31 protein-coding genes and 1 pseudogene are annotated in these 24,276 nt (G+C 60.5%); 9 read left to right on the plus strand and 23 right to left on the minus strand.

Features of this window, described 5'->3' with window-relative positions; translation table 11 throughout:
• Positions 1-112 precede the first annotated feature (112 nt).
• The 3 genes from L2A60_RS11585 to L2A60_RS11595 all read right to left on the minus strand — a co-directional run bounded on the left by L2A60_RS11585 (position 113) and on the right by L2A60_RS11595 (position 2,602).
• The gene (locus L2A60_RS11585) at positions 113-877 is read right to left on the minus strand and encodes an SDR family oxidoreductase (RefSeq protein WP_235704537.1); all 765 of its coding nucleotides are present in this window, start codon (positions 875-877) and stop codon (positions 113-115) included.
• 220 nt (positions 878-1,097) lie between these two features.
• A complete protein-coding gene (locus L2A60_RS11590; RefSeq protein WP_235704538.1) occupies positions 1,098-1,991 on the minus strand; it encodes an AraC family transcriptional regulator in 894 nt (297 codons plus the stop codon).
• A gap of 203 nt (positions 1,992-2,194) precedes the next feature.
• The gene (locus L2A60_RS11595) at positions 2,195-2,602 is read right to left on the minus strand and encodes a VOC family protein (RefSeq protein WP_235704539.1); all 408 of its coding nucleotides are present in this window, start codon (positions 2,600-2,602) and stop codon (positions 2,195-2,197) included.
• Positions 2,603-2,691: 89 nt separating this feature from the next.
• Here L2A60_RS11595 and L2A60_RS11600 point away from each other — a divergent pair, with 89 nt between their 5' ends.
• Together L2A60_RS11600 and L2A60_RS11605 are read left to right on the plus strand one after the other, a co-directional pair.
• Positions 2,692-3,381 (plus strand): helix-turn-helix transcriptional regulator, encoded by a 690-nt coding sequence (locus tag L2A60_RS11600; protein WP_235704540.1) that lies wholly within the window; start codon positions 2,692-2,694, stop codon positions 3,379-3,381.
• 60 nt (positions 3,382-3,441) lie between these two features.
• Positions 3,442-4,244, plus strand: a protein-coding gene (locus tag L2A60_RS11605; RefSeq protein ID WP_235704541.1) for an IS5 family transposase whose coding sequence is annotated in 2 segments (ribosomal slippage) — positions 3,442-3,772 and positions 3,772-4,244 — 804 coding nt in all. Because the reading frame shifts where the segments join, the coding sequence is not laid out codon by codon here.
• Between the two features lie 518 nt (positions 4,245-4,762).
• Here L2A60_RS11605 and L2A60_RS11610 read toward each other — a convergent pair.
• Positions 4,763-5,587 carry a helix-turn-helix transcriptional regulator gene (locus L2A60_RS11610; protein WP_235704542.1) on the minus strand — a complete coding sequence of 275 codons (825 nt, stop codon included), beginning with the start codon at positions 5,585-5,587 and terminating at the stop codon, positions 4,763-4,765.
• Between the two features lie 92 nt (positions 5,588-5,679).
• On the opposite strand from L2A60_RS11610, the gene L2A60_RS11615 reads away from it, so the two are divergent.
• Together L2A60_RS11615 and L2A60_RS11620 are read left to right on the plus strand one after the other, a co-directional pair.
• Positions 5,680-6,399 (plus strand): SDR family oxidoreductase, encoded by a 720-nt coding sequence (locus L2A60_RS11615; protein WP_235704543.1) that lies wholly within the window; start codon positions 5,680-5,682, stop codon positions 6,397-6,399.
• A gap of 33 nt (positions 6,400-6,432) precedes the next feature.
• The gene (locus tag L2A60_RS11620; RefSeq protein ID WP_235704544.1) at positions 6,433-7,323 is read left to right on the plus strand and encodes an SDR family oxidoreductase; all 891 of its coding nucleotides are present in this window, start codon (positions 6,433-6,435) and stop codon (positions 7,321-7,323) included.
• On the opposite strand, the gene L2A60_RS11625 is transcribed toward L2A60_RS11620, so the two are convergent.
• The 13 genes and pseudogenes from L2A60_RS11625 to L2A60_RS11675 all read right to left on the minus strand — a co-directional run bounded on the left by L2A60_RS11625 (position 7,283) and on the right by L2A60_RS11675 (position 15,702).
• Positions 7,283-7,954 carry a helix-turn-helix domain-containing protein gene (locus L2A60_RS11625; protein WP_235704579.1) on the minus strand — a complete coding sequence of 224 codons (672 nt, stop codon included), beginning with the start codon at positions 7,952-7,954 and terminating at the stop codon, positions 7,283-7,285. The two genes, L2A60_RS11620 and L2A60_RS11625, sit on opposite strands and share 41 nt — an antisense overlap.
• The gene (locus L2A60_RS20885; protein WP_407932543.1) at positions 7,933-8,250 is read right to left on the minus strand and encodes an Ada metal-binding domain-containing protein; all 318 of its coding nucleotides are present in this window, start codon (positions 8,248-8,250) and stop codon (positions 7,933-7,935) included. The genes L2A60_RS11625 and L2A60_RS20885 overlap by 22 nt, the downstream gene beginning before the upstream one ends.
• A 155-nt stretch (positions 8,251-8,405) precedes the next feature.
• Positions 8,406-10,172, minus strand: coding sequence for a relaxase/mobilization nuclease domain-containing protein (locus tag L2A60_RS11630; protein ID WP_235704545.1), 1,767 nt, complete (start codon positions 10,170-10,172; stop codon positions 8,406-8,408).
• A 262-nt stretch (positions 10,173-10,434) separates the two neighbouring features.
• A complete protein-coding gene (locus tag L2A60_RS11635) occupies positions 10,435-11,181 on the minus strand; it encodes a lytic transglycosylase domain-containing protein (protein WP_235704546.1) in 747 nt (248 codons plus the stop codon).
• Positions 11,182-11,364: 183 nt separating this feature from the next.
• Positions 11,365-11,700 carry a DUF736 domain-containing protein gene (locus L2A60_RS11640; RefSeq protein ID WP_235704547.1) on the minus strand — a complete coding sequence of 112 codons (336 nt, stop codon included), beginning with the start codon at positions 11,698-11,700 and terminating at the stop codon, positions 11,365-11,367.
• Positions 11,697-12,311: a S26 family signal peptidase gene (locus L2A60_RS11645; protein ID WP_235704548.1), complete on the minus strand. Its 615-nt coding sequence runs from the start codon at positions 12,309-12,311 to the stop codon at positions 11,697-11,699. Before L2A60_RS11645 ends, L2A60_RS11640 begins: the two co-directional genes overlap by 4 nt.
• Entirely contained in the window at positions 12,281-12,787 is a 507-nt protein-coding gene (locus tag L2A60_RS11650) for a DUF2840 domain-containing protein (RefSeq protein ID WP_235704549.1), read from the minus strand. The genes L2A60_RS11645 and L2A60_RS11650 overlap by 31 nt, the downstream gene beginning before the upstream one ends.
• The gene (locus L2A60_RS11655; RefSeq protein ID WP_235704550.1) at positions 12,784-13,968 is read right to left on the minus strand and encodes a replication initiator protein A; all 1,185 of its coding nucleotides are present in this window, start codon (positions 13,966-13,968) and stop codon (positions 12,784-12,786) included. The genes L2A60_RS11650 and L2A60_RS11655 overlap by 4 nt, the downstream gene beginning before the upstream one ends.
• Before the next feature lie 14 nt (positions 13,969-13,982).
• Entirely contained in the window at positions 13,983-14,276 is a 294-nt protein-coding gene (locus L2A60_RS11660; RefSeq protein ID WP_235704551.1) for a helix-turn-helix transcriptional regulator, read from the minus strand.
• Positions 14,277-14,495: 219 nt separating this feature from the next.
• Positions 14,496-14,867, minus strand: a complete 372-nt coding sequence (locus L2A60_RS11665; protein ID WP_235704552.1) for a DUF2285 domain-containing protein — start codon at positions 14,865-14,867, stop codon at positions 14,496-14,498.
• A gap of 6 nt (positions 14,868-14,873) precedes the next feature.
• Positions 14,874-15,122 (minus strand): annotated as a pseudogene (locus tag L2A60_RS20890) (DUF7012 domain-containing protein); the annotation flags it as partial.
• Complete coding sequence (locus tag L2A60_RS11670) at positions 15,073-15,282, minus strand: transcriptional regulator domain-containing protein (protein WP_235704553.1); 210 nt, start codon at positions 15,280-15,282, stop codon at positions 15,073-15,075. The gene L2A60_RS11670 and the pseudogene L2A60_RS20890, both read right to left, overlap by 50 nt.
• A 156-nt stretch (positions 15,283-15,438) precedes the next feature.
• Complete coding sequence (locus tag L2A60_RS11675; RefSeq protein ID WP_235704554.1) at positions 15,439-15,702, minus strand: DNA -binding domain-containing protein; 264 nt, start codon at positions 15,700-15,702, stop codon at positions 15,439-15,441.
• A 219-nt stretch (positions 15,703-15,921) separates the two neighbouring features.
• Between L2A60_RS11675 and L2A60_RS11680 the strand changes: the two genes are divergently transcribed.
• Positions 15,922-16,182: a helix-turn-helix domain-containing protein gene (locus L2A60_RS11680; protein WP_235704555.1), complete on the plus strand. Its 261-nt coding sequence runs from the start codon at positions 15,922-15,924 to the stop codon at positions 16,180-16,182.
• Between the two features lie 19 nt (positions 16,183-16,201).
• Here the strand turns inward: L2A60_RS11680 and L2A60_RS11685 are convergent, their stop codons facing one another.
• From L2A60_RS11685 to L2A60_RS11710, 6 genes are all read right to left on the minus strand, one after another.
• Complete coding sequence (locus L2A60_RS11685; protein ID WP_235704556.1) at positions 16,202-16,549, minus strand: HVO_A0114 family putative DNA-binding protein; 348 nt, start codon at positions 16,547-16,549, stop codon at positions 16,202-16,204.
• Positions 16,546-16,836 carry a toxin-antitoxin system TumE family protein gene (locus tag L2A60_RS11690; protein WP_235704557.1) on the minus strand — a complete coding sequence of 97 codons (291 nt, stop codon included), beginning with the start codon at positions 16,834-16,836 and terminating at the stop codon, positions 16,546-16,548. The genes L2A60_RS11685 and L2A60_RS11690 overlap by 4 nt, the downstream gene beginning before the upstream one ends.
• 136 nt (positions 16,837-16,972) lie before the next feature.
• Entirely contained in the window at positions 16,973-17,296 is a 324-nt protein-coding gene (locus tag L2A60_RS11695) for a DUF736 domain-containing protein (protein ID WP_235704558.1), read from the minus strand.
• Between the two features lie 498 nt (positions 17,297-17,794).
• On the minus strand, positions 17,795-18,340 hold the full coding sequence (locus tag L2A60_RS11700; protein WP_235704559.1) for a hypothetical protein: 546 nt from the start codon (positions 18,338-18,340) through the stop codon (positions 17,795-17,797).
• Positions 18,341-18,542: 202 nt separating this feature from the next.
• On the minus strand, positions 18,543-18,833 hold the full coding sequence (locus L2A60_RS11705; RefSeq protein WP_235704560.1) for a hypothetical protein: 291 nt from the start codon (positions 18,831-18,833) through the stop codon (positions 18,543-18,545).
• A 70-nt stretch (positions 18,834-18,903) separates the two neighbouring features.
• Entirely contained in the window at positions 18,904-19,560 is a 657-nt protein-coding gene (locus L2A60_RS11710; RefSeq protein ID WP_235704561.1) for a DNA methyltransferase, read from the minus strand.
• 456 nt (positions 19,561-20,016) lie between these two features.
• On the opposite strand from L2A60_RS11710, the gene L2A60_RS11715 reads away from it, so the two are divergent.
• The 4 genes from L2A60_RS11715 to L2A60_RS11730 all read left to right on the plus strand — a co-directional run bounded on the left by L2A60_RS11715 (position 20,017) and on the right by L2A60_RS11730 (position 24,243).
• A complete protein-coding gene (locus tag L2A60_RS11715; protein WP_235704562.1) occupies positions 20,017-20,931 on the plus strand; it encodes a tyrosine-type recombinase/integrase in 915 nt (304 codons plus the stop codon).
• A gap of 3 nt (positions 20,932-20,934) precedes the next feature.
• Positions 20,935-22,140 carry an IS91 family transposase gene (locus tag L2A60_RS11720; RefSeq protein ID WP_235704563.1) on the plus strand — a complete coding sequence of 402 codons (1,206 nt, stop codon included), beginning with the start codon at positions 20,935-20,937 and terminating at the stop codon, positions 22,138-22,140.
• A gap of 465 nt (positions 22,141-22,605) precedes the next feature.
• Positions 22,606-23,475: a TIR domain-containing protein gene (locus L2A60_RS11725; RefSeq protein WP_235704564.1), complete on the plus strand. Its 870-nt coding sequence runs from the start codon at positions 22,606-22,608 to the stop codon at positions 23,473-23,475.
• A 63-nt stretch (positions 23,476-23,538) separates the two neighbouring features.
• Positions 23,539-24,243: a hypothetical protein gene (locus L2A60_RS11730; RefSeq protein WP_235704565.1), complete on the plus strand. Its 705-nt coding sequence runs from the start codon at positions 23,539-23,541 to the stop codon at positions 24,241-24,243.
• Positions 24,244-24,276 lie beyond the last annotated feature (33 nt).

Here is a 24,276-nt window from a genome sequence, read left to right on the forward strand (position 1 = left end):
GTGATCCACGACTCCCTCCGCTTGCCCCGGCACTCCCCCGTCAGAAGGCGGACTGGCCGCAGCTTCGTGACTTTGCATTGAGTTTCTCAGCCTTGCTACCTAGTTCCATTGGTCAGCCGGCTTTGCTCATTTTCTCGGCGACCGCCCTAGCAAGAACCATTTGGTGGCGCAGTCGCCCCATCAGCCGCAAGGCGCGTGCCTGCCCCGGTAGGATCTCGTCTCGGTCCTGCTCCATCCCCTTGATCGCGGCCTCCGCCACTTTTTCCGGGCTCATCCGCCCCGGGGTGTTCATGTCTTCCTGGCCCTTGTTGAAGTCGGTATCGGTTGCTGGCGGCGCCAGTTCGATCACCTTGACGCTGCTGTGCGTCAGCTGTGCCCGAAGGGTCATAGTGTAGCTGTGCATCGCCGCCTTGGTAGCGGAATAGAGCGGCTTGGGCGCCAACGGGACGAAGGCAAGGCCCGAGGTGACATTGACGATCGCCGCCGTCTTCTGACGCTTGAGCGTCGGTAGGAACTGGTGGTTCATCTGGATTGGTCCGATCAGGTTCGTGCGGACCTCGCGCTCGAGATCCGAGACCGGCACGGTAGTATCGTTGAGGTTCCTCTTCAGTCCGATGCCGGCGTTGTTTATCAGGATGTTGAGATTGGGAAAGGCGTGTGTCGCTTCATCATGAAGGCGCACTATGGCGGCAGGGTCAGCCTGATCGCAAATGAAGCAGTGAACGCCGGGCAAGTCCGACTGGGCTGCGTCGAGCCGCTCCTGCGAACGCCCGGTAATCAGGACGATGTTGCCACGCGCCAGTAATTGCGCAGCCAGTGCCTTCCCGATACCGCTGGTGCCGCCGGTCACGAGGACCGTGTTCCGGGTCATCTCCATGTTGTCTCTCCGGATTTGTGGTCAATCGCGCCCCGCGCGCCAGTCGCCCCTCGTCGGGTTCGATTCAGCCGGAGAGCCGCGTTGCCACAATCTGCTGCCGGAAGCCCTGCATCGGAATATCGGAACCTGCCGATTTCTTGCCTGATCCTGTAATCTGGCGTGAGAAGTCACAAGGCCCGCCGGGGGACGCCTTTTCGCCAGCAGCGGTCTTCACGCCACGTCAGGCGAGCGCCTGGCTTGCGAGCACGTTCTGTACATTTCGCTTCGGCGACGCGCCGAACATGCGGGTATATTCGCGGCTGAACTGGGAGGCGCTCTCGTAGCCCACGTCGAAGGCTACGGTCTCGACCTTCAGTGCGTTTGCAGTCATCATCCGTCGAGCCTCCAGCAGCCGCATGCGTTTCAGATACTGGAGCGGTGAATAGGAGGTCAGCGCCCTAAACTGGCGATGGAAAGCCGATGCGCTCATCTGCGCGATCTCCGCCAGTTCCCCCACCCGCATCGGCTGGCGGTAGTTCTGGCGCAAGGCATGCAGCGCCGCAATCACACCCTGCGACGGATTGGCCAGGGCCAGCCGAACGACTTCTCCGCCCTGCGGCCCGGCCAGTAGCCAATAACAAATTTCCTGAACGATCAGCGGATAGAGCGTCGGAATGGCCTCGGGCGTGTCTAGAAGACGCATAAGGCGCAGCGCGCACTCCGTCACCGGCCCCTCGACATCGGCGATTAGGACGCCACTCCCGCAATTGCCGTCGGGGGGGGGTGGGGCAGGCATACGCTCTAGCACGCTCCGAAGAAGTGCTAGATCTAGTTCCATGGCCAGGACAAGGCAGGGTGCATCCGGGCTGGCCGTGAACACCCGGCCGACCGATGGTGTTTCGACGCCGACAAGAAGCGCTTGTCCGGCACGGTATTCCAGTTGCGTATCGCCGAAGCTCGCTCGTTTGGCGCCCTGCGCAACTATGCATAGCGAGGGTCGCGAAATCATGTGCAGGGGCGGTTTGGGATGATCGGAGCGAAGGATCCCGACCCCTTCGATCTCCGTCAGATAGGGGCCGACGCCTATCTGCCGCTCAGTATACTGCTTGAGCGCCCGAGCAAGGGACTCGATCATTCTATTTACTCCATCGCCGTCGATGCAACGCGCGGGATAGGCCCGGCGCATCACCACGGCGCCAGGCATTTGGATGCGGCCAACCTGATCAAAACCATCCCGGCCATCTAGTATTACAGTTGTATTTTGATCTCAGTGAGCGTGCCGATCAATGACTTGATGCCGGGTGATGAACGTTTGACCCTTGTGCAAGACATGGGTGTTCACTGACGTTGTCTAGATTCAAACCGCTTTTTAGCTTCTTCTGTAACAGGCATATATAAAGATACAGCCGTTCCCTCGGGGTCTCGAAATTGGAAAGTCTTATTGCCCCAGGGCATAGTTTTCAGTTCATGTACCAGGACTACCTTATCTTTCAGACGCCGATATTCAGAATCGATATTCTCTACTTGAAATTCGATATAGGCGCTGCGATTGGAACCCGGTTCGGCGCTTCCTTCTTTCCAAAGTGCGACGGTTTCAACCGCGCCGATGGCAAGTGTCGCTCCTGGCATTATGATCTCTGCGAATACGGGGGCAAGCCATTCAGCTGACAATCCGGTCACCATCTCATAGAATGAGACCATGTTTTTGATATCACTGGCGATAAGGCGTGTCGATGCAAACTTCATTTGAATCCTTCCAACTGACCGCTTAGCGGGGGCGGCGTGATCTTGTCGCATACCCCTGCTGACAGCATTATGGCAGCAGGAGTCCATGCATGCGCCCCACAAACCGGTTATTCCAAATTATCCAAATTCTGCGCCGTTCTTCCCGCCCGGTGACTGCTGCTGACTTGGCAGATGAACTCGAGGTGTCGAAGCGCACGATATATCGGGATATCGCTGAACTGATGAGCCAAAGAGTTCCGATCGAAGGCGAGGCAGGCTTTGGTTACGTTTTATCAGAAGGCTATGATCTGCCCCCGTTGATGCTGACCGCCGACGAGATTGAGGCGGTGTTTCTTGGGGCACGATGGGTGACTGGCCTCGCCGACAAAGCCCTTTCCAACGCTGCCCATGATGTCATAGCCAAAATATCAGCCGCTATCCCAGAGCATTTACGTTGCTTCATCTCCGAGCCGAGCGTGGGATCTAAGCCACCTATTGGAGAAGAGATCGAACTCCTCGACACTTCGCTCATCCGATCCGCAATAAGAACCGGACATAAGCTTCAATTTCGGTATCGAAGGGAAGATGGCCAGCATTCGAAACGAACAGTGTGGCCTGTGCTTCTGGGCTATTCTGATGCCAATTGTATCCTCATCGCTTGGTGCGAATTGCGGGGAGATTTTCGCCATTTTTGTTTAAGTCGTATGAAGGAAACCGTCATGCTGCCCGAACCCATCGGGTTGAGGAAAAGCAAATTGCGGAAAAATTATCTGTCATGGCGTGAGAAAAACCTCGGGTGACACTTAGAGTCCCTTTCAAAACCTCTTGCCCGGCTCGGATAGGGTGATTCATGGGGAGGGATGGCCTCACCTCATCTCCCCGACTTGCTATGGTCGATCATTGAACCGTTACTGCCACCTGAGCCACCGAAGCCCAGGGGCGGGCGGCCTCGGGTATCGTCGCGCGCGGCGTTAACAGGGGTCCTGTTCGTGCTGCGCTCAGGCATTCCCTGGGAGATGTTGCCATTGGAGATGGGCTGTGGCTCCGGCATCACCTGCTGGCGGCGGCTGCGCGACTGGCAGGCGGCCGGTGTATGGACCCGGCTGCACCATGAATTGCTACGGCGGTTGCGTGATGCCGACCGCATCGACTGGAGTCGGGCTTGCGTGGATTCTTCCTCCATCGCGGCCAAAAAGGGGGCGCTGCGACGGGGCCTAATCCAACAGATCGAGGCAGGCCCGGCACGAAACGCCATCTCGCGACGGACCGTCAGGGCATTCCGCTCGCCTTTCTGCTGACCGGCGCGAACGTCCATGACAGCATGCCGTTCGAGGAACTGATCGACACCATCCCTGCCGTCACCGGAAAGCGCGGCAGGCCGCGCCGCCGGCCAGACAAGCTGCACGCCGACAAAGCCTATGACCACAAGCGCTGTCGCGACGCTTGCAAGCACCGCAACATTCAACCCCGCATCGCCCGGCGGGGGCAGGAAACCTCGCAAAAACTCGGTCGACACCGATGGGTCATCGAACGCAGCTTCGCCTGGATCAACCGCTTCCGAAGGCTTACCATCCGATACGAACGCCGCATCGACATTCATCATGCTCTCACCACTATCGCCTGCTCATTCATATGCCTACGGGCATTGGTCGGAGGGTTTTGAAAGGGACTCTTAGTTCGCCAACAAAAACTGACGGGCAACTATCCTTTAACTGGGCTGCACACAGCTGGACGGCTTGTAATGTAGACTCTTTCGGCCGATTTTGGGTGGATAGGCCGAAGCGGAATCTGTGGATATCGACCCGTCGTGACTTCGGCGTAAATTTCCCATAGTGCCATGATCCGGGCGCTATCGCTTGGTGTTTCCCACCATTGGAAGCTGTTAATGGTCCTGTTTGTTGGTTCGGACGTAATCTGTGTGCTGGACTCGCTGCACAGGACCGATGATAACCGCATCCTCGAAACAGAAAGCCGATTGCACCTAAAGTGGCCAGCCGGAAAGTTTGTGCCAGCGTAATGGAGATAGCGCGATCATGCGGCATGGTCGAGAAGGATAATGTTTGATTGGATGGTTTGTGGCGCGGTGTGGCCGGTGGGCGCCTTGCTTCGAAAAGCGCGTTTGCTTTCTTCTGGAGGCGATCACGATCAGTCATACAGATCAAACTGTGGATGTGAAGATTTTTATTTGAGTAATGCCCTGATCTTGTCCGCATCTTCGGGCGTTGCGGGATTGTAGATCACCATAGTGAGATCGGGTCGGCCATCGACGGCAAAAGCCGAAAACTCCAACGAAAGCGGCCCAACGGTGCGATGCTGCAAGACTTTCACGCCTTCGCCATGGGCCTGCACATCGTTGTCGCGCCACATTGACGCGAATTCCGCACTGGTCGCGCAGAGTTCATCGACAAGCGATTGCACGTTCCGCGCCGCGCCGGCGCGCGCCACGTCGGCGCGGAACGATGCTACAACATACCGTGCAACGCTTTGCCAATTGGACTGCGCCGCGCGGATACGTGAATCGTGAAATATCATGCGCAACACGTTGCGTTGGCCCTCCGGCAGCGTGCTGTAATCGGTCAAAACCGCCGCCGCAACTTTATTCCATGCGATCACATCCCACGTGGCGGTTCGAATAAACGCGGGACTATGGTCCAGCGTGTCGAGCACGCGTTGCAAACGCGGCGTGATGCCTTCGGGCGCGCGATAGCGAACTTCGGGCGGGCGGCCCAATCCGAGCAGAAACAGGTGCTCGCGCTCGGCGTCCGTCAGCATCATCGCCTGCGAGATGCGGTCGAGCACATCGGCGGATGGTGCACCGCCTCGTCCCTGCTCCAGCCATGTGTACCACGTGGCACTGACATTGGCGCGTTGGGCCACCTCCTCGCGGCGGAGACCCGGCGTACGGCGGCGCGCTAGGGGCAAGCCGAACGCGGTGGGATCGAGTTTCGCACGGCGATCCTTCAGATAGATCCCCAGCAAGTTTTCATTCGCGGGCGGCATCGTCATCCTGTTAGCAATTATACCGGTATGAAGTCACTACTTTACCATCATAGCACATCGGCCGAAATTCCAAGTCGAGTTCAGCAAGGAGCTCTGTGATGATGCTAAAAGACAAACGCGTGATGGTGATCGGCGGCGGTTCCGGCATCGGATTTGGCATAGCTCAGGGCGCCGCGAAAGAAGGCGCGCAAGTCTTGATCGCCTCGCGCGATGCGAAGAAGATAGCCGAAGCCGCGCAAACCATCGGCGCGTCATCAGCGGTCATTGATGTGCGCCATGAAGGCAACGTCGCGCAGTTCTTCAAGGATAATGGCGCGTTCGATCACATCGCCTTCACGGCGGGCGATTGGGACGGTGTTATGCCCGGCGCACTCGCCGATCTCGATCTGCCGAAGGCGGCGGCAAGACTGACGACGCGGTTCTGGGGCGCGGTTGCCGTGGCCAAGCATGGCGCTACCAAGCTGCCGCCCGACGGCTCCTACACCATCACCAACGGCATGCTCGCGTACAGACCGATGAAGGGCCGGCCTATGGTGACGGCCGGCGCCTGCGCCGTGGAAGGATTGGCGCTCGGCCTTGCCGTCGATCTGGCACCAGTGCGCGTGAACTGCGTGTGCCCCGGCCTTATCGACACCGAGCTGTGGGACGCCTTCCCCGAAGGCTATCGCGAAGGGCTGGCGGCCATGGCGCAGAAACAACTGGTGCCACGTCCCGGGCAGCCCGCCGAAGCCGCGGAGGCCTATCTGACCTGCATGCGCAACGGCTTCCTGACGGGGCAGACCATCAAGATCGAAGGCGGAATTGCGCTCGCCGGCTGATCGCTTCGCTCGACAACAACAAGGAGAGTTCACATGCGTGTCTTCATAACCGGCGCGGCCGGATTCATCGGCGCCGCCACAACCCGGGAATTGATCGCGAATGGCCACCAGGTGGTGGGTCTCGCCCGCTCCGATGCCAACGCCGTGGCGCTGAAAGCAGCCGGCGCGGAGGTGCATCGCGGTTCGCTCGAAGATCTCGACAGCTTGCGCGCGGGCGCGGCGGACGCCGATGGCGTGATCCATCTCGCCTTCATCCACGATTTCTCGAAATTCGCGGAAAACGGGCAGATCGACAAGCGTGCCATCGAAGCGATGGGCGATGTGCTGGAAGGCACCGACAAGCCCTTCATCGTCACCTCAGGAACCGGTCTCATCGCACCGGGCGTGGTGATCACCGAAGAGATGCGGCGTGACGCCAGCGCGCATGTTCCGCGCGTGTCGGAACAAGCCGGTCTGGCCTATGCGTCGCGCGGCGTACGCGCGATGGCGATACGCCTGCCGCAAGTGCATGGCGGTGACGGCAAGGCAGGCTTGATCACGTATCTGCTCGAAGGCGCACGCCGGAAAGGTGCCGCCGCTTATGTCGGTGACGGCAGCGCTCGCTGGGCCGCAGGGCATAGGCTGGACGTCGCCCGCCTCTACCGGCTCGCATTGGAGAAAGGCGCAGCGGACAGCATCTATCATGCCGTTGGTGAAGAAGGCGTGCCATTGCTTCAAATCATCGAGGTGATTGGCCGCGCTCTGAACGTGCCCGTCGTCTCTATAAAGCCGGAGGAGGCTGACGATTATTACGGGCCACTCGCGATGTTCGCGGGCCTCGACATGCCCGCATCCAGCGCTTTGACGCAGAAATGGCTGGACTGGAAGCCGACGCAGATCGGCCTCATCGCGAATATCGGCCAGCCGGGCTATTTCGCGAGCTAAGAGACCTGTACGCGAGTAGATGAACGTGCCGAGAACTGGGAGGTTTGTGCTGTGTTGAGAGCCAGCTGATCGTGAACCAGGCAGGCTGTAGCACTGGCACAGTTTCATCCGCGGGATCGTCCACGAGCCGAACGACATCGGCCACAATCTGGGCGAACCCGGCATCGCCCGGCCTGTGCTCGGCGCGCGGGAAGCGGGCTGCGAGATCCTTTATGAGCGCATCAGGCTCGTCACCCAACAGAATTGCACAGATGCCGCGTGTGCTGGCCGCGTGTCGCGCCAAAACACAGCCAAGGCTGCTCTGACCTGTCGCATGGTGGATGATCTCGCCCGCGCCCCCCGCGCGGTAGGCTGGCGGTGTCATGCCCAAGATTGCGTCAGTTGTATCGTAGAAACGCCTCGACGAATTGAAGCCGGCGTCATAGAGCGTTTCGGCCACGCTCACGCCTTTGGTAAGGGCCGCCTGTACACGGTTTTGCAGGTGTGCATCGGCGTAGCCTTTGGGCGTCACTCCCGTGATGCGCCGGAACAGGCGATGAAAATGGTGCGGACTGCATCCGACTGCACACGCGAGCTCGGAAAGAGATAGCGCTTCCTCAGCCGTCTCGATCAGCTTGCAGGCTCTGGCCACCAAGGCCGCTTCCCGCTGTGCTCGGGGTGAAAGGTCTGGCCGGCATCGTTGCACGGGCGAAAGCCGGCCCTCTCTGCCTCATCCCGGATCGCAAAGAAGGCGACGTTTTCCCTGAGGGCAGGACGCGCCGCACAGGACGGATAGCAATACACCGACGTTGTACGAACCGCGTAGAAGAAGGCGCCATCGGCAGCCTGATCACGCGCGCGAAGCGCTGCCCATCGGTCCTCTTCCCGAGTGAATCCGTAAAAGGGTTGGTGGTCACCGTGACTCGTAGCCAATGTTGTTGTGTCCATAGTTGTCGTCCAATCCAAACGTCAGGGTCTGGCCCGATGGATAAGGTTTCTCAATCTTAACCACACTCCGTCTCTTGGGCGGGAATTTATCCTTGCCGCGATGGCGGGTTGGGAGTTTACCCGGTCGCATTCTTGAGATGGCGGGCCAGCGGCATCTAGAGCCCAAGTCCGCGCTTGCGGTCGATAGTCCAATCGATCCCACCGTCATTGCGAATTGCCCCGCAAACGCTCTGTCCAAGTTTGCTCCCCAGCGCCGGTAACCAAGGCACGAGCTGAAAGCCCAGACCATTATCGATCATGGCGAAGCGCCCGGACGAAAGCGTGAGCCGCTGGCGATAGACCCCTATGACATGTTCTCCTACGACGGCCTCCACGCGTGGTAGCTCTGTCGTCGCAGACAGCTTTCCCGCCACCTCGTCCAACTCGCGCTGGCGTAAGGTTGCCAGCAAGTTGCGTTGGAACGTCACCTGGTCCCCCTGCTGCCGCGCCATTCCCTCCTGGATCAGATGCTCGGTTCGCGCCTTCATGGCCTCCCGGACCTCGCCGCCGAACCCGCCCATGGCGAGCGGCATCGACTGGCGCTCGACCAGGCGATGATCGAGCCAGGTGGCGCCCGGCGCCCCGACCTGCCGGTCGAGATCGAAGTCGGACCGCGTCGCCAGCACCAGCGTCGGCTGCTTGTCATCCTGGCCGCCGAAGCGCCGCACTTCGACGATGCCGCCGAGGGGCGGCGCGTGCTCGAACGCCTCAATCCCCCGGAAGCGGACATGGTGGGCACGGCCGTCTGTGCCGTCGATGACGGCATAAGCTTCCCCGGTCAGCTCGTCATGCAGCCCCTTGTCCACCAGCCGCCCGATGATCGATGAGTCCGGAGCCGCACCGTCGATGGCGTAATCCGCGCCGCCGCGATCTCGGCCTTGCTCAGTAAAGGCCCGATGCATGGTCTTGATGATATCACCGCGCATGCCGAGGTCTCGCAGCGTCCTCTCAGCGTCGAGACCGACCATCCACTGGCCGGGGCCGGCCTCGGCGGCGAGCCCCATCCGCTCCAGCTTCTGAAGCCGTCCGACCATCAACCGCCGCATCTCAGGATCGTCGGGGCCAGGCTGGGCCGGACGGAGATCGACCAGGCCCGTCTCGTCGGCCGCGAAGCGGATCTCCACATCGAGGCGCGTCCAGCGGTCGGCGTCCACCTCCTGCTCCAGCACCGACCGGATGGCGTGCTCGGGCTTCGGCCCCAGCTCGATGGAGACCAGATCCTCGCCGCGCGAGCGCAGGCCCCGGCTAATATAATCCCGCGAGATGACGAGATCGGCGCCGGTCTCATCGACGCCCCGCATGAGCAGATGGACATGCGGGTTGTCAGTGTTCCAGTGGTCCACCGCCACCCAGTCCAGCTTCGTACCGAGATCGGCCTCCATCTGCCGCGCGAGATCGCGCGTGAACGCCTTGAGGTCGGTCATCTCGCCGGCATCTTCGGGCGAGACGATAAATCGGAAATGATGCCGGTCATCCTCGCAGCGCTCGGCGAAGGCGCGGTCGTCGGCATGGTCGGTCTCGGCGTCGAACATCACGCCCCGTTCCCCCTCCCGGCTTACCCCCTCGCGCTTCAGGTAAGACAGATGGGCCGAGAGAGGCGCGGAGCGGAAGCGCTGGCCCTGGTGACGCACCACGCGGGCCTTCACTACCACGCGCCGCGCCGAGCTGAAGAGGCGGCTCCGGCTGAAGGCGGCGTGGCCGCGGCCGAAGCTGGAGCGGCCGGGCGTGAAAGACCGCCCCTTACCAGGTGATCGCTGGATCGCCGGCCCAGCCTTGCGGGCCGCTTTCAACACCTGGGAGACGAAGCTCTTGTCCTGCCCGCCGCCCCGGCTATGTCGGGTCGTGCCGGGCCGAACGCGGAAGTCGTTCTCGCCCCGGCTCATGGCGCCATCCTTCGAGGGATAGCCGCCGCTCTAAATTGCCACTGTGCAGATCGAAGCCTTGAACTTCCTGGGTAAAATCGCAGAACCTGCCACCGACCGACCGCGCTGCACGCCAAAAGACAAGCCGCAACAGCGGCTTGGATGACGGCGTGGCAGGCGCTTTTATCTCGCCATCCCCTGTCTTTGTTCCCAGCCTTCCACCACGCTTCCACAGGAAATTTGCTGCGACGCGCTGCGATACCCCGCAATGCTAAGGTGCTCATCAGGGGGCCGCCTTGCCGGATACTGGTACGAACATGCTGATGAGAACGTGATGCGACGGCGTCAGATTGGCGATGGCATTGCTCTCAGAGTGAGCGGCTGGCCGCGCATGAGATGCTGCCGAATTTGCAGTCTCGCTGCTTCCAGGCATGCTCGTAGTTCGTCCGACAGATGGCGTGATGAACAGCGGAGCTTGCACCCAGTTCATCGCCACGCGCGGCGGCATAGCGTTGCTTGCCAGCACTGCATTCCGCTTGCCTTCGATCACTGGCAACAATCGCGCGACATAGGCACGGGTTTCGGCCGGAAGCGGCGTGCTTGTTGCGAGATATGCGTCATATTGCGCTGGCCCGGCATTATAGGCCGCCAAGAAACCTGCCCTGCCGTAGCAATCGAGCATTTCGCGCAGATAGGCGGTGCCCGCGATGATGTTATCGTGCGGCTGCAACGGATCCGCACCCAGCCCGTAGCGCGTCCGCATGGCTGCATATGTTGAGGGCATGAGCTGCATGAGCCCGAGGGCACCTTTCGGCGATACCGCATTGGCATGGCCGCCGCTTTCCACTCGTATAACAGCGCGGATCCAGGCCACGGGAATGCTGAAGCGACGTGAGGCTTCCAAGACGTCATTCCCGACTGATATGGTGTCGATCACATGCTGAGCGGCGGTACTGGGCTCGACATTTTGCGCGGCGGCGCTGTTGATTGAAAGCAGCGCGGCGCACAGCAGAGCCGTGCCGAAAATCATCGTTCGTCCGGCACGCGTCCAGCGAGCCACCGTGCTTATGCCGTTCAAGGGCAAGGCGCCGGAGCGCCGGCCTAGGGACCGCCCTTGACCGGCATTCCGCGCGGCGGCTGGCAGAAGGCTGCCGCGTTCGCGTGCGACGGTCGCGGCTTCGAAACCACAGCGTACTGGCCCGCAACGCATGGATCATTCCCGCTCGCCGCGCCTCGGCGGACGGTTCCAGACGAGGTGATAGGCGTTTCCGTTGCGCCCGGACTTGAACAGATTGGCACGGATTGGTTGCGCAAAGGCGGGATCATCGAGCAGCAGCGAGAGATAGTCGCCAGCCTTTTCGCCGGTCTGTTTCCAGCCAGCGCCGATCTCAGGACCATCCTCCGCCCCGAGATGAATGCGATAATCCGGTGCGTTCAGCGCCTCGGAATGATCCGCGGGAATAATCGCCAGCGCGACATCGAGCATGGCTGTGCGAATACGGCCCGTATAGCTATCGGCCTCGCGCGTGAAAACGCCGATCTGTGTCATGATGATCTTCCTTTCGTCGTTGATGGTGAGGTTGTGGGGGCGCTCCCGCGGGGATTCCTGGCCGCCGGAGCAGGGGCATGTTCAATCCAGATCGGCACGGCCTGGCCGATGATCGAATGCATGGGGAACGGCCCAAAATAGCGTCCATCCAGGCTGTCCCAGACGCGCGTGTTCATCAGGAAAACCTGGCCGGGGATGAGCCGTTGGCAGCCATGCCACTGCGGTAGCGGTCGGCCAAGATGATCGCGATTGAGAGAAAGGCCAACGGCTTTGCCGTCGATGGTGACAATATCGCCCATGCGGCAGATTATCTGTCCGGGAAGCGCTGCGATATGCTTCAGCAACGGCACGCCGCGCGGCAAAAACCCGCCTCGCGCGAGGAAGGACGCGATGCGCGGCGGCGGCATGGCGGCGACCAATTCACCATCATGCAGGATGCCAGGTGCGTGCAGACGGTAGAGACCGATCGGTGTGCTGGCGGTCGCATTCCATAGCAGCGCAGGCTGCCAAGGTTTTGCCGCCGAGAGCACCATCAGCGCCACCGCCGCCGCGGATAGACCCGTCCATGCCGCGCGGCGGGTCACGACAGGATCCGCCGCCGCATCAACCATGCCACGTGCCGGCTGCGGCTATAGAGACGCGGGGCTTCACCAGCTGCCAGCCGGTTGTGAATATGCTGCCAGTGATCCGGCGCAGCGTCGGCAGCGTCAATGCCGATGGCCTCCACGGCATCGATCGCCTGCAACACGCGCTCAACTCTCGGCCAGCCGGTGATATGCAGCAGCAGCTCGCCACCCGGTGCCACAAAGGGCACGGTCGTGAACGGCTGTCCCGGGGTGACGGCGCGTAAGATGTCGATGCGTGACAGGATTGTGCCGTGCTCATTCGCCGCCCAGCGGACAAACGCAAAGACGCTTCCTGGAGCAAAGCCGAGAACACGGCGGCGTCGGTCGAGGATGGTTTCCTCGGCCTCATGTCCGAAGCGGATCCAGAATTCGACTTGGTTCTCGATCCAGGTCAGTTCAACGCGGGTGAGGCGATCCGCGTCCATTTGAGGTGACTGAGGATTTGCACTGCCGATGTTCATGGCATGTCCTCCGGAGCCTTCGGGAGAGGTTGATTCTCGCTGTTGGGGGCGTGCGCTCTGGCACTCCTGCTCATTACGGCTGGGAATGAGCTGCACGTTGTCTGGTTGGCAAAGTGGGTTTCAGGCCGATGCGGCTGTGCGTGTTGGAGAGGGTGGTCGCGCTCACCGGTGGCACTACAACAGTTAGAGTCTTTTAAGTTATATAAGTTAAGGGAGGAAAATTCGTTGTGATGTGCAGAGAGTTTCTCGAATCCGTGCGCCTGATCTCCCGTGTTGGCTGCGCCTGATCTCACGGGCGGATCCACAGATTTTGCGCCTGATGTCACGACGGGAGTCACAGCATTATCCACAAAGGATGTGGATAAATTGACGGGCTCGGCATGCAGCAGCTCGTGCCCATCTCTGCGCTGAATGGTCAGGCGATAGCCGGGCAGCGGCTGCCGCAGCGCGATCCGGCGAATATCGAGGGCAAAATCCGAGAGGCGCGCAAGGCTGCCGGACTTGGCATGCAGATGGCGGATCTCAAAGCTCCAACCTCGTGCCTGACGGCCGGCATGTTTGCGGGCAATACGATAGAGCCAGCGCTCGATCCCGCCCTTCAATTGGAAATAAGCCGGGTCAATGGTCAGGACCAATGAACGGTCAATGACGCCGCGATAGAACCATTCCGGCAGCACGCACTCGATGCCTTCATTGCGGCCCGAGCAGGTCTTCATCTCGGCCCATTCATTGATCCAGGAGAATTGCTGACGGCGCCAATGCTCATTATTGCGGATGGTTGTCGCAATCACGGTTGATTGCAGGCGGGACAGTGCGCCTTTGAGCAGGCGATATTCGGTTGCTCCCGTGGCGCGCCCGATCGCGGTCAGAAGCTGGTAGGGCGTAAAGCGGAGAAGGCGTGAGGTTTTCAGACCGCGATTTTCCGCGGCGACAATTTGGCTTGCGGCCCAGATGAGGACATCGGCATCCCAGATTGTCGCCATGCCGTGTTCGGGCATGCCGAAGACCTGCACTTCGACATCGCTGGCTTTGTACAGGATGGGGGTTGTCCGCCGGGATTTGGACAATGAGAAGAAGGGGCGTTCCATCAGATCACGCTGATCACGCGGATTGATCCCCTCTTCGGTGATGATGAAGGCGTCGAGCCGGTTGCGCTCGGTGCCGGGGGACGGCGCAGCCATGGTGTGTAGCGACCTCAACGCCGGGTGCTGCCGGGGATGGCACTGTTTGCATTGGCGGAAGGGCGGATCTGTCCCGCGCCCCGCGCCGCGAGATATTGCGGGTCAGAGGTCGAGCGGCAGGCGGATTGATTGGCCCAGGCTTCGATGTCGTCGATGGCATAGACGACGCGCCCGCCGAGCTTGCGAAAGACCGGCCCGCCGCCGTGGCAGCGATATTTCTCCAGGGTCCGTGGCGAGATGCCGAGAATATCAGCGGCGTCGTGGGTTCTGACGTAATGGGTGGCGAGTTCAGCGGCTTTGTCGCGCATGAGGGATCTCCGTCTTTGTTGCGAGGGCCGCAGCAAAGGCGCGGCGTCTGCGGATGACGTTGGCGGAGAACGCAGGCGTTGGGGGTGGACAAAGATTCGAGCGGGGAGATGTCCACCTTTGAGGATGTTCTGGCGCAGGTGAGAGGCATGCAGGCAAGCGTAGTCTGAAGAGGCGTAGCGCGGGGCGTTGCCTGCTGGCGCAAAACGCTTCAGCGCAGCTCAGTTTCCATGAAGAATTTTCAGATAGTCGCGATCGACGAGCGTCGTGGCGCGTCGGATCAGCCTCTCGGCCTGCTTGCGGATGGCGGCATCTTTCCACTCAATCGATGGAAGTGATGCGCGTTTATCCTTGAGGACGAGGCTGGCGACCTCCCGCGGGCCGCCACCGGCTCGCGCGACATCGGCGGCGTGGAGGAGTTGGATCAGCAACCGCCTCTGTGGAGGGCGGATGCGCAAGACGGGCGGCAGCAGCTGGGTCGAGCGGCCATGGAGCCTCTTCATGAAGCGCAGCGCTACTTCCAGCCGCAGCGCATAAGCCCCGTCAGCGGGCAGCAGAATAGCTGGGTGGATGGCAATTCCGGTGGCGCGCATCCGCAGATGGAGTTCGCCGGACCCATCGCTGATCACCCATTCCTGCCCGTCTACATCCTGGTGGTCGGTCAGGAGCGCGCCAAGCCGATCCGGGGAACCGGCGGAAGTGACCTTGAAGCCGGGCGGCGCTGGCTCCAGGATCAGCGTGGCGGGGGAGACTTCCGGCAGCCAGAGGCTTTTGCCGGCCTGGGCGGGTTGATCCGGGTCATGCGCGAAAACGCAACCCCCAACGGCGAGCCAGGCTCGCCAGGGCAGTCTCGGCCTCTACCCGGTCGTGGGTAATCTGCCGGCGAACCCGCGCATAGTCGCGGCGATAAGCGGGATTGCGGCGCAGAAATTCAATGGCGAAGCCCGGGCGTTCAAGATGGTTCAACTGCTCGATCGTCCCCGGTGCATGCCAGTATGCGTTTGGCATGGCATTTTCCTTTGCGTGATGCGCAGTGAAGGAACGCCAAGATCCAGAAATGCAGCGGCACCGATAGACGCTAAGGTTGCATTACGTGCGTTGATGCTTCGGCAAACGTACTCGGGGTTGTGCCATCAAAACCAGGGGTAATCCGCTCGGCGGCTGCTATTGCAAGCGCGGTTCGAGCAGATGCCGGTAGCCGGTCTCTGTCATCCAGCGGGCGCGGGCAAGGTGGCTATCATGGACGATCCTGGCACGCTCGGGCTCTTGGTCGGCATCGAGGCCGAAGATGATCTGCACGACCTCCCGCCAGTCAGCACCGTCCTCATCGGCGTCGAGGAGCCGGATATAGGTTACGAGATGGCGCTCGTCATAGGCGCTCACCCGTTCGGTGAGTGGTGGGCGGTCCTGAAAGGCGGGCCTGGTCATACGATGCTCCCGTCATTTTGCTGGGGCGTCCGGGGTCGCCCTTCCATACCGCAAGATGGGTGCCTGTTACATCACATCCGGTGATGCGCCCGGCGCATCGCGTGGCATGCTGGCGCAGGGAAGCGGGCTGGCTTCCGTGAACAGAACACCCGTCGGCAATGTCGATTGTAGAGGATACTCCGTGGATGAATACTCGACATTGCGGCGGCATCAGCCGGTATGGAGATCCGGGACATCCTCGCGCGCAATCTGCGCCTGTACCGCCAATTGCGCGGCTTGTCGCAGGAGGAGCTTGCGCACAGGGCGGGGGTTGATCGTACCTATGTCAGCGCCCTCGAGCGTAGCGTCTATGGCGTCACCATTGATCTCCTGGATAAGCTGGCGGTTGCTTTGGACGTCGAGGCGGCGGATTTATTGCAACGCTCAAAGCCGAGCGGGCTTGGTGGATCAGAAATAGACGAGGCGCGGGGAGGGGGCTGAGCTTCTGCTGCTCCGACAATCAGAGCGCGATGACGGCCCGGATCTCATCATAATTGGCGCGGACTTCCCCTTGCTCGCGGTCCAGCAAGCCAGCGGTGACGAGGGCTTCCACATCCTCATGCACCCGCTTGTAATCGCGTTCCAGATCGCGGGCGAGGGCCGCCACTGACGCGGCGGGCTGCTGGTGGACGCGGCGCAGAATCTCAAACCGCTTGGGCGTCATGACATTCGCCAAAGCCGCCCAGCTCTCGAAGGTGATATGTGTCTGGCTTTCCACAGGCCCGAGCTGGGCCGCCGCCACGGCGTCCAGCACGCGCCGCTTCGTATCGGCAAAGCTGCCGCCGACATGCACTTCCAGCTTGCTCATATCGCTTCTCCTCTGATCGCCACGATCTCCGCTTCAAAATCATCCAACAGCTGCGCCAGCGTCGTGAAGCCATAGGGGCTTTCGATGCCAAGCACATGTTTATGGTCACCCTTGCCGCGCTCATTGTCGAAGCCCACGACCCGCTCGCCGTCCCTGCCATAGAACAACCGGTATTTCAGGCCGTGGGTCGTGGGCGGCACGGGTGTTGGAACCTGCCAGATCACCACCTCGATGATAGCGCCATCCGCGAGGATGCGCCGGTCGCGGATGATCAGGGTGGCCCTCATCTATGGCTTTTTACGCCATAGAGGCATATGGCGTCAAGCGCCATAGAAGGCGGGCTTACGGACGGGGGCGAGGGCCTGGGTATGCTGATCTTCCGTGGAAATCCCCGCCCGTTGCCGGGCGGGGCGGTGACGCTGGTCAGCCGCGGCTGTTCCGGCGGTCCCGGGTCCAGGTGAGGGTAAAGCCTTGCCCGTCCTCGTCGCGGAAGAGGTTGGCGTGGACCGGGGCGGCAAAGCCCGGGTCATCCAGCGTGATCGAGAGGAAATCGCGCCCGTCATTAGTCTGATTGGTCCAGGCTGCGCCGATTTCTGAGGCGTTCAGATAGACCCTGTGGGACGGGGCCTTGTGACCCGTGGGCTTGGTGACGGGGATAATGCGGATGCCTTTTGCCTGGCAGGTGAGGGTGGTGATGTTGCCGTGAAGCTCATCGCCGGATTTTTTGAAGGAACCGATATTGGCCATTTGAACCACTCCTTTGCTGGATCGGGCTGCGACCATCGCCGCCTCGATGGCGGTCCATTGACCGGGGGCCGGTCGGCCTGCACCGCTTGCGGCCGGAGCATCGCGAAGGACGGCGGGGACTGGCTTTTTTGTTTCGCGATGCAAAGGCGCCTTGGCGCTGGCGGAAAAAAGCCGGGCGACGCCGTTGCAGGAAGGCGAGCGGGATTCGGTCGGATCAAGCCATAAGGGGCGGCCCGGGTTGCCCGACTATCGGCGGTTCAGGAGAGGTAAATGGGGATGAACGGTGCCCGCTGTTGAAAACCGAGAGCTGCGGGAATGCTTATGTACGCGCCAAAGGCGAGAGGACAGCATAGGGGCCACCAGGGCGATGGGTGACTTGCCATGGAACACACGGGCGTTTGAAGAGCTGAGAAATCGGCGCTGCCTGTGTCAATCGAACAGCTGGCGCTGCAATGCCGTGATCATGTCTGATGGCGGGTAGATCCGCCCGATCTGCGCTCAATAGGCGCGACGAGGCCGGCGTCGCCTTGCAACCGGCGAGGGGAGAGCGGGCAGCGGCCTGTGCCTGGCGCCACTGTTCTCTCCGGGCATGAGCGGAATCCCGGCGGCCAGCCGTACCCAGGTCGTGGCGCTCGCCATGAGACCACCAATGATGCCGAACGCAACCACCCAGGCATGGGAGGAGATGCCAATTCCGGCGAGACCTGCTGAGACGCTATATCCGGCGACGGCGGCCGGCACAGCGAAAATAAGGGCGATCAGGGGCCGAAACATGATGCTGAGGGAGGAGGTGAATGCATATTGGCCGGCGGCGAAGGTCAGGGCCCCGACAGCCAGGCCGGCAATGATGGCACCGAAAGGCCCCACCACCATGTGATAGACTGTCAGAAAGGTCCAAAATCCCGCGGCACAGGGGAGCGCATAAATCGCGACCGAAAACAGCAACCAGCATAGTGCGCCGATGCCGAAAAAACTAAGTCCAATGCCAAGGCCGAGCAGCATGAGGGCGTCCTCGATGCGAATGATCAGGTGTGATGCAAGCATCAAGCCTGCATGCGCAGAGTATGCGGGTTCCGATGGAATTGGAACATAACATTCAGAAAGATATAGATTTATAAAGGAACACATTGATTTTATGTCCGTGTTGGCGAGCCGGACTCAGCCCGGCGAGCCGCCTTCATTTTGGCATGCGGATAACCGCCGATCCGCGTTGCGGATCGGCGGCGATATTTTGGCATGAGAGGCCTTATGGGCGCAGCCATTGCCAGGGTGCGGCCGTTCCTGCCCGGCGATAAGACAGGCGGCGGCAACGGAATGTGTTCCAGGTGAACATGAGCGGCTCAAAGCCATGCCACCAATCGGCTTCGATGTCGCCGCACCGCCCCTCGAACAGGAGAGTGCCGCTTGCGTCGTAAAGCCTGAATTCCATGGGGAGGGTGTCTCCCTGTTCCGGTGTTCCGCGCGTGGGGGCGCCGTTCATGTCCTCCCCCAAGCCAACACAGCCGCCCCAGTGATCGGTGGTTACGATCCAACGCATGGTGAAATCCTTTCGTGAAAATGGGGTGCCCGCCGCAGTGGCGGGCATTGAATGAAGGGGACGTGGCGGCCTAGGCGGCCGCCATCCTTTCGTTGTTCAGGCGCTTGGTGGCTGTCTCGAAATGCTCTTGGCTAAGCTCAATGCCCAGCCAGTTGCGCCCGGTGTCGCGGGCCGCTGCGAGTGTCGAGCCTGACCCGCAAAACGGATCCAGAACCAACCCGCCGGGCTTGCAGAAACTCTCAATCAATGGCCGTAGGGCCTGCACCGGCTTTTGTGTCGGATGCAGACGGTTGCCTGTGTAATTGAAATCTATTACGTCACTAATCGGCTGTGCCGGCGGCCTGGCATCTCCCTTTGCAAGTAGATAGGCTTGTTCATGGGAGTAACGCAGAAAGCGAGAAGATGACGCATACTGCTTACGGAAAATGATGTGCCCCACAATGTCGAAACCGGCGGAGCGCCAGGCATCCATGAACAAATCAACCTTGTTCCATCCATAGAAGCTCAGACAGAAACTGCCATATTTGAGAACACGGTGCATCTGGTTGAAGGCGGGCTTTAGCCAGCGGGGGTTATCATCGTTGATAACGGTGCGACCATCCCGGCCACGATAGCGGGTGATATAGGGCGGGTCGGTCAGGATGAAATCGACAGAAGCACGGTCCAGCTTCCGCATCATCTCGATGCAATCGCCGTTCAGGATGGTGTTTTGAAAGGGGGAGGTCATTTGCCGGTCTCCTTTGGGTTTGAGGTGCAGCGCGCTGCACCCTTGCCCGCCGGCGAGGCCGGGGTGTGCAAGTGTCAATCGGCTTCGAGTGGAACCGAAACGCAACGAAATTGATGCACGCGGAAATTTCGTCTGTCGTTTTGGGGGAAGGCGATGGACACGCGCCGAGGGGCGGAGACCCTAAGCATTGGTGAATGATTTGAACGCCTGCCTTCCGGCATATTTGGACTATAGCTTTGCTCGAGTTTGGAGCCCCAACAGCCCATTCCGCTCATGGCTGCAATGGCGGCACGCGCATGTCCCACAACCAGACAGTATGCGCCCATGTACGAACCCGCTCCGCGGGAATGGTGCTTGTGGTGCGTGCGTAGCATCCGCGCCGATATAATTGCTTGAATTGAGATGGAACTGCGCTTGAGCATGGAGGGTCCCCCTTCAGCTTGAGAGGAGTTTCCGATGTCCATTTCCACCACCCAGCCTGAATCTGCTCCCATCAGCCCGCTGCGTCAGCGCATGCTCGAAGACATGGCCATGCGCGGCCTGCGCAGTCATACGCAGCACGATTATATCCGCATCGTCAAAAGCTTTGCCACGTTTCTCGGGCGCTCCCCCGATACGGCAACCGTCGAGGATGTCCGGCGCTTTCAGGTGTATCAGCGTGAGAGCGGCATGCAGCCGCAATCGATCAACAATTCGGTGTCGGGCCTGCGGTTCTTTTTCACCGTGGCGCTCAACCGGCCCGATCTGTCGCTGCGGCTCGTCCTGGTTCGCTTCCCGCGCAAATTGCCGGACGTGCTCAGCGTCGAGGAGGTCGGGCGGTTGCTCGAAGCCGCACCCAGCCTCAAATACAAGGCAGCACTTGGCACCGCCTATGGCGCCGGCTTGCGCGTCTCCGAGGTTGCCGCGCTCAAGATCGACGACATCGACAGCACCCGCATGCTGATCCGCATCGAACAAGGCAAGGGCCGCAAGGATCGCAACGCCATGCTGTCGCCGCAACTGCTGGCCTTGCTGCGGCTGTGGTGGCGCGAGGGCAAGCGCCGCAACGTCATGCTGCCGCATGGCTGGCTGTTTCCCGGCCGCAGCTGCACCGAGCCGGTCTCGACGCGCCAGATCAACCGCGCGGTGCATGAGGCGGCCGAAGTCGCGGGAATTCGCAAGCATGTGTCGCCGCACACGCTGCGGCACAGCTTTGCCACCCATCTGCTCGAACAGGATGTCGATATCCGCGTCATCCAGGTGCTGCTTGGCCATTCCAAGCTCGACACCACCGCGCTCTATGCCCGCGTTGCCACCAAGACCATCCGGGCTGTCACCAGTCCGCTCGAGAGGCTCCAGCTGTTGATGGAAGGTGGCAGCCCCGGCGGCTGACCGGTGGTGCGACCTCATTTGGAGGTCGCCGACATTCTTCAACGTCATGGTGCAGCCTATCGCGCCCGCCATGCCGGCCGTATCAGCCTCACCCAATTGAAGGTGATGTCGGCGATCGAGACCTGCCGCACCGCCACACTCGGTGGTCATGTTGAAAGCTGTACGGCGTGCGGTCATCGCCGCATCGCCTACAACAGCTGCCGCAATAGGCACTGCCCCAAGTGCCAGGGCGCTGCCGCGCGTGACTGGCTGGCCGCACGTGAGGCAGATCTGCTGCCCGTTGGCTATTTCCATGTCGTCTTCACCGTGCCTGCCGAGATTGCCGGGCTCGCGCTCCACAACAAAGCCGAACTCTATGAACTGCTGTTCCACACGGCCGCCGAGACGATGCTGACCATCGCCGCTGACCCGCGGCATCTCGGCGCGCGCATCGGCATCACCGCCGTGCTCCACAGCTGGGGCTCGGCGCTCACCCACCATCCGCATATCCACATGGTCGTGCCGGGTGGCGGTATCTCGCTCGACGGGCAGCGCTGGGTCTCCTCCCGTCCGGCCTTTCTGCTGCCCGTGCGGGTGTTGGGCAAGCTGTTCCGGCGCCTGTTCCTGACCAGGCTGCTGGCGCTGTTCGATGCCGGCCGGCTGCAGTTTTTCAGTGCGCAGGCAGCGCTGAATGAACGACGCGCTTTTCTTCGGCACATTGCACCGCTGCGCAAACAGCGTTGGGTGGTCTATGCCAAGCCGCCTTTCTCAGGGCCCGCGGCCGTGCTCGCCTATCTGTCGCGCTACACCCATCGCGTCGCCATCTCGAACCGCCGCCTGATTGCCATGGACGAGGCCGGCATCACCTTTCGCTACAAAGACTATCGCCGTGATGATGCCGAGCGGCAGCGCGTCATGACGCTGGCGCCCGACGAATTCATCCGCCGCTTCCTCACCCATGTGCTGCCGAAAGGCTTTCACCGCATCCGCCATTGCGGCCTGCTCGCCAGCGCCGGCTGCAAGGCCAATATCGCCCGGGCCAGAGATTTGCTTGCCGTAGCACCCATCGCCGCAGAACCAGAGGAACCGCCCGTTGCGCCCGCGGCAACACCATTAGCGCCTTGCCCGTACTGCGGCGGGCGCATGGTCATTATCGAAATCTTCCAGCGCAGACTGCAGCCCCGCGCGCCGCCGTATTTGCCGCCGCTAATCCGGAGGATCGCATCGTGACCCAGCACAGCCAGTGCCCCACCCAAGTCAGAGTCGTTCGGTTCCTGGCAATGGCCGGAGCTGTGCCACTGGCCCAATTGGCCACGCCGGCAACACACGGCGTGCCAAAAGCTGTTCCAGGCAACAGTCAATTCAGCTCAAATGAAACCTCGAAGACCGGGCGCAATGCCATGACTATGACGACCAGCGGTAAAATTCTCCCTCCCGGAGCCGCCACCAGGCCCACCCGCTACGTCAAATCCCCATAATCCAGCCAGCCACCGCGGGTTCGTACATGGGCGGCTTTCGAACGCCGCCCCCTCGGCGCGCCACCAGCCGTGCCAGGGCGGCATCCGAAACCCTTCACCATCTCGGCCATTCCGGCCCGTAAGCCGGCGTCCCGGAAGCGGACATCCAATGTTGCCCTTTCATCTTATCCGTGGACGGGGGTAAAATTGATTTATTGTCGATTCGGAGTTCAGTTCGATGGCTCGCCGCCCGGCCTCTTCGCCTTCCCCTCAATCAGCAAATCTTACCGTCGAGCAAATGCGTCGAGGCGTTGACCGGATCAATAAGCGGATCGCGGACGTTGAGGCATTTGATCCCAGAACTGTGCGGGAGCGGTTTGACACCAGGGCTAATGTCATCGGGACGGGAATCGAGGAAACCCTGGCATCCGTTTTTGGCCATAATACCGTCGAATATAACAGTTATTTGTCTGCCCAAAATTTGGACGCGGGGCCAATGGTTTTTGGCGGCGGGCCGGATTCTCCGCATGAGGTTCAACAATACTACACAGAGGGAAAACACCGATCGTTGCTGCTGCTGCGTCAAGCCGTTCGGGGGTTAGAGGAGGAAATTGCCGACACAAATGAAATTCCTGTGGCTTCCCCGCCCCGTATAGCGCCAAAAAACAAAGTGTTCGTCGTGCATGGACATGATGGTGGTGCCAAGCAGGGAGTAGCGAGATTCCTTGAGAAATTAAGGCTTGAAGCGATTATCCTTGATGAGAAGCCCGATCAAGGACGAACCATTATAGAGAAATTTGAAACGTACGCTGCTGATGTTGGATTTGCGGTTATTCTCCTTACCCCGGATGATGTGGGGCGCGTCAAATTGGCTTCCGATGAACAAGAAAGAGCACGACAAAACGTTGTTTTTGAACTGGGTTACTTCGTCGGCAAGCTGGGACGTGGCCGAGCGTGCTTACTGCGAAAGGGTGATGTCGAGATGCCCTCTGACTTGGCAGGCGTCATTTACACGGAGCTAGATGCGGCCGATGGGTGGATGCACAAGCTCGTTCGTGAACTGAAAGCTGCACAAATCCAATTCGACGCCAATAAGCTATGGGAATGAGTGAGATTGAGCGCGACATAGCGCTCATTCGAATCTAAAAAGGCGACCGCACGGAGATACTGCGTGAACGAAATCAATATCCCTTCCGATCAACAGGATGCCCTCAAGGTAATTGAGCACCACGAACTGGACAGACTTATCGAGCAAGCAGTCCAGAAGGAAGAGTTTGGAGAACTGTACAATCTTCCTTTAGCAAGGTGTGGGCCATATATTGCTAGACAACTCCGCGACTTTGAACAAGCGTTGGCGAAACACGGCCAAGCTAAGTTGTCAAGAAAGCGTGCGGCAACCGAAGCCTATCTCCGGCGAGTTGCCAGTGATTTGTCTTTCGCTGTCGGGATGATGAAGCGTCGGGTGGAAACAGAACAGAAGGAAGGACAACTCTTCTACATCGATGACCAGATAATACCGCCTCATCGTTTTACCGAACACCTGCGCTTAAGATTGAGCTACCGTTGGCGCCGGACCGTGGATGAGGAGTGGAAATTCGGTGGCATAACGTTCGTCTATGACGTAAATTTTTGCCCCGACTATACGTTCCCGATTTCGAAACGAAAGCCGAGCGCAGTTAGGCAGGAGCAGGACCGGCAGACCAAGCTGTACCAAGCATGGGAGCACCTCATGAGAATAGCACTTTGTTCGGTCAGGGACTATTTCAGGGAAGGCGGTGATGGAGGCAGGATCCCTGAAATATTTCAGGCGATGGTCGATCCTCACACCCGTGAGCTGAACAACTACAGTGCTCAGTTCTGGCGTCAGCAGCCTTGAACTCTTCCGACTGGCTTGGGATGGCCTAGGTGG

Origin of the sequence: Acidiphilium iwatense (genome assembly GCF_021556475.1) — a bacterium.
Lineage (GTDB): Bacteria > Pseudomonadota > Alphaproteobacteria > Acetobacterales > Acetobacteraceae > Acidiphilium > Acidiphilium iwatense.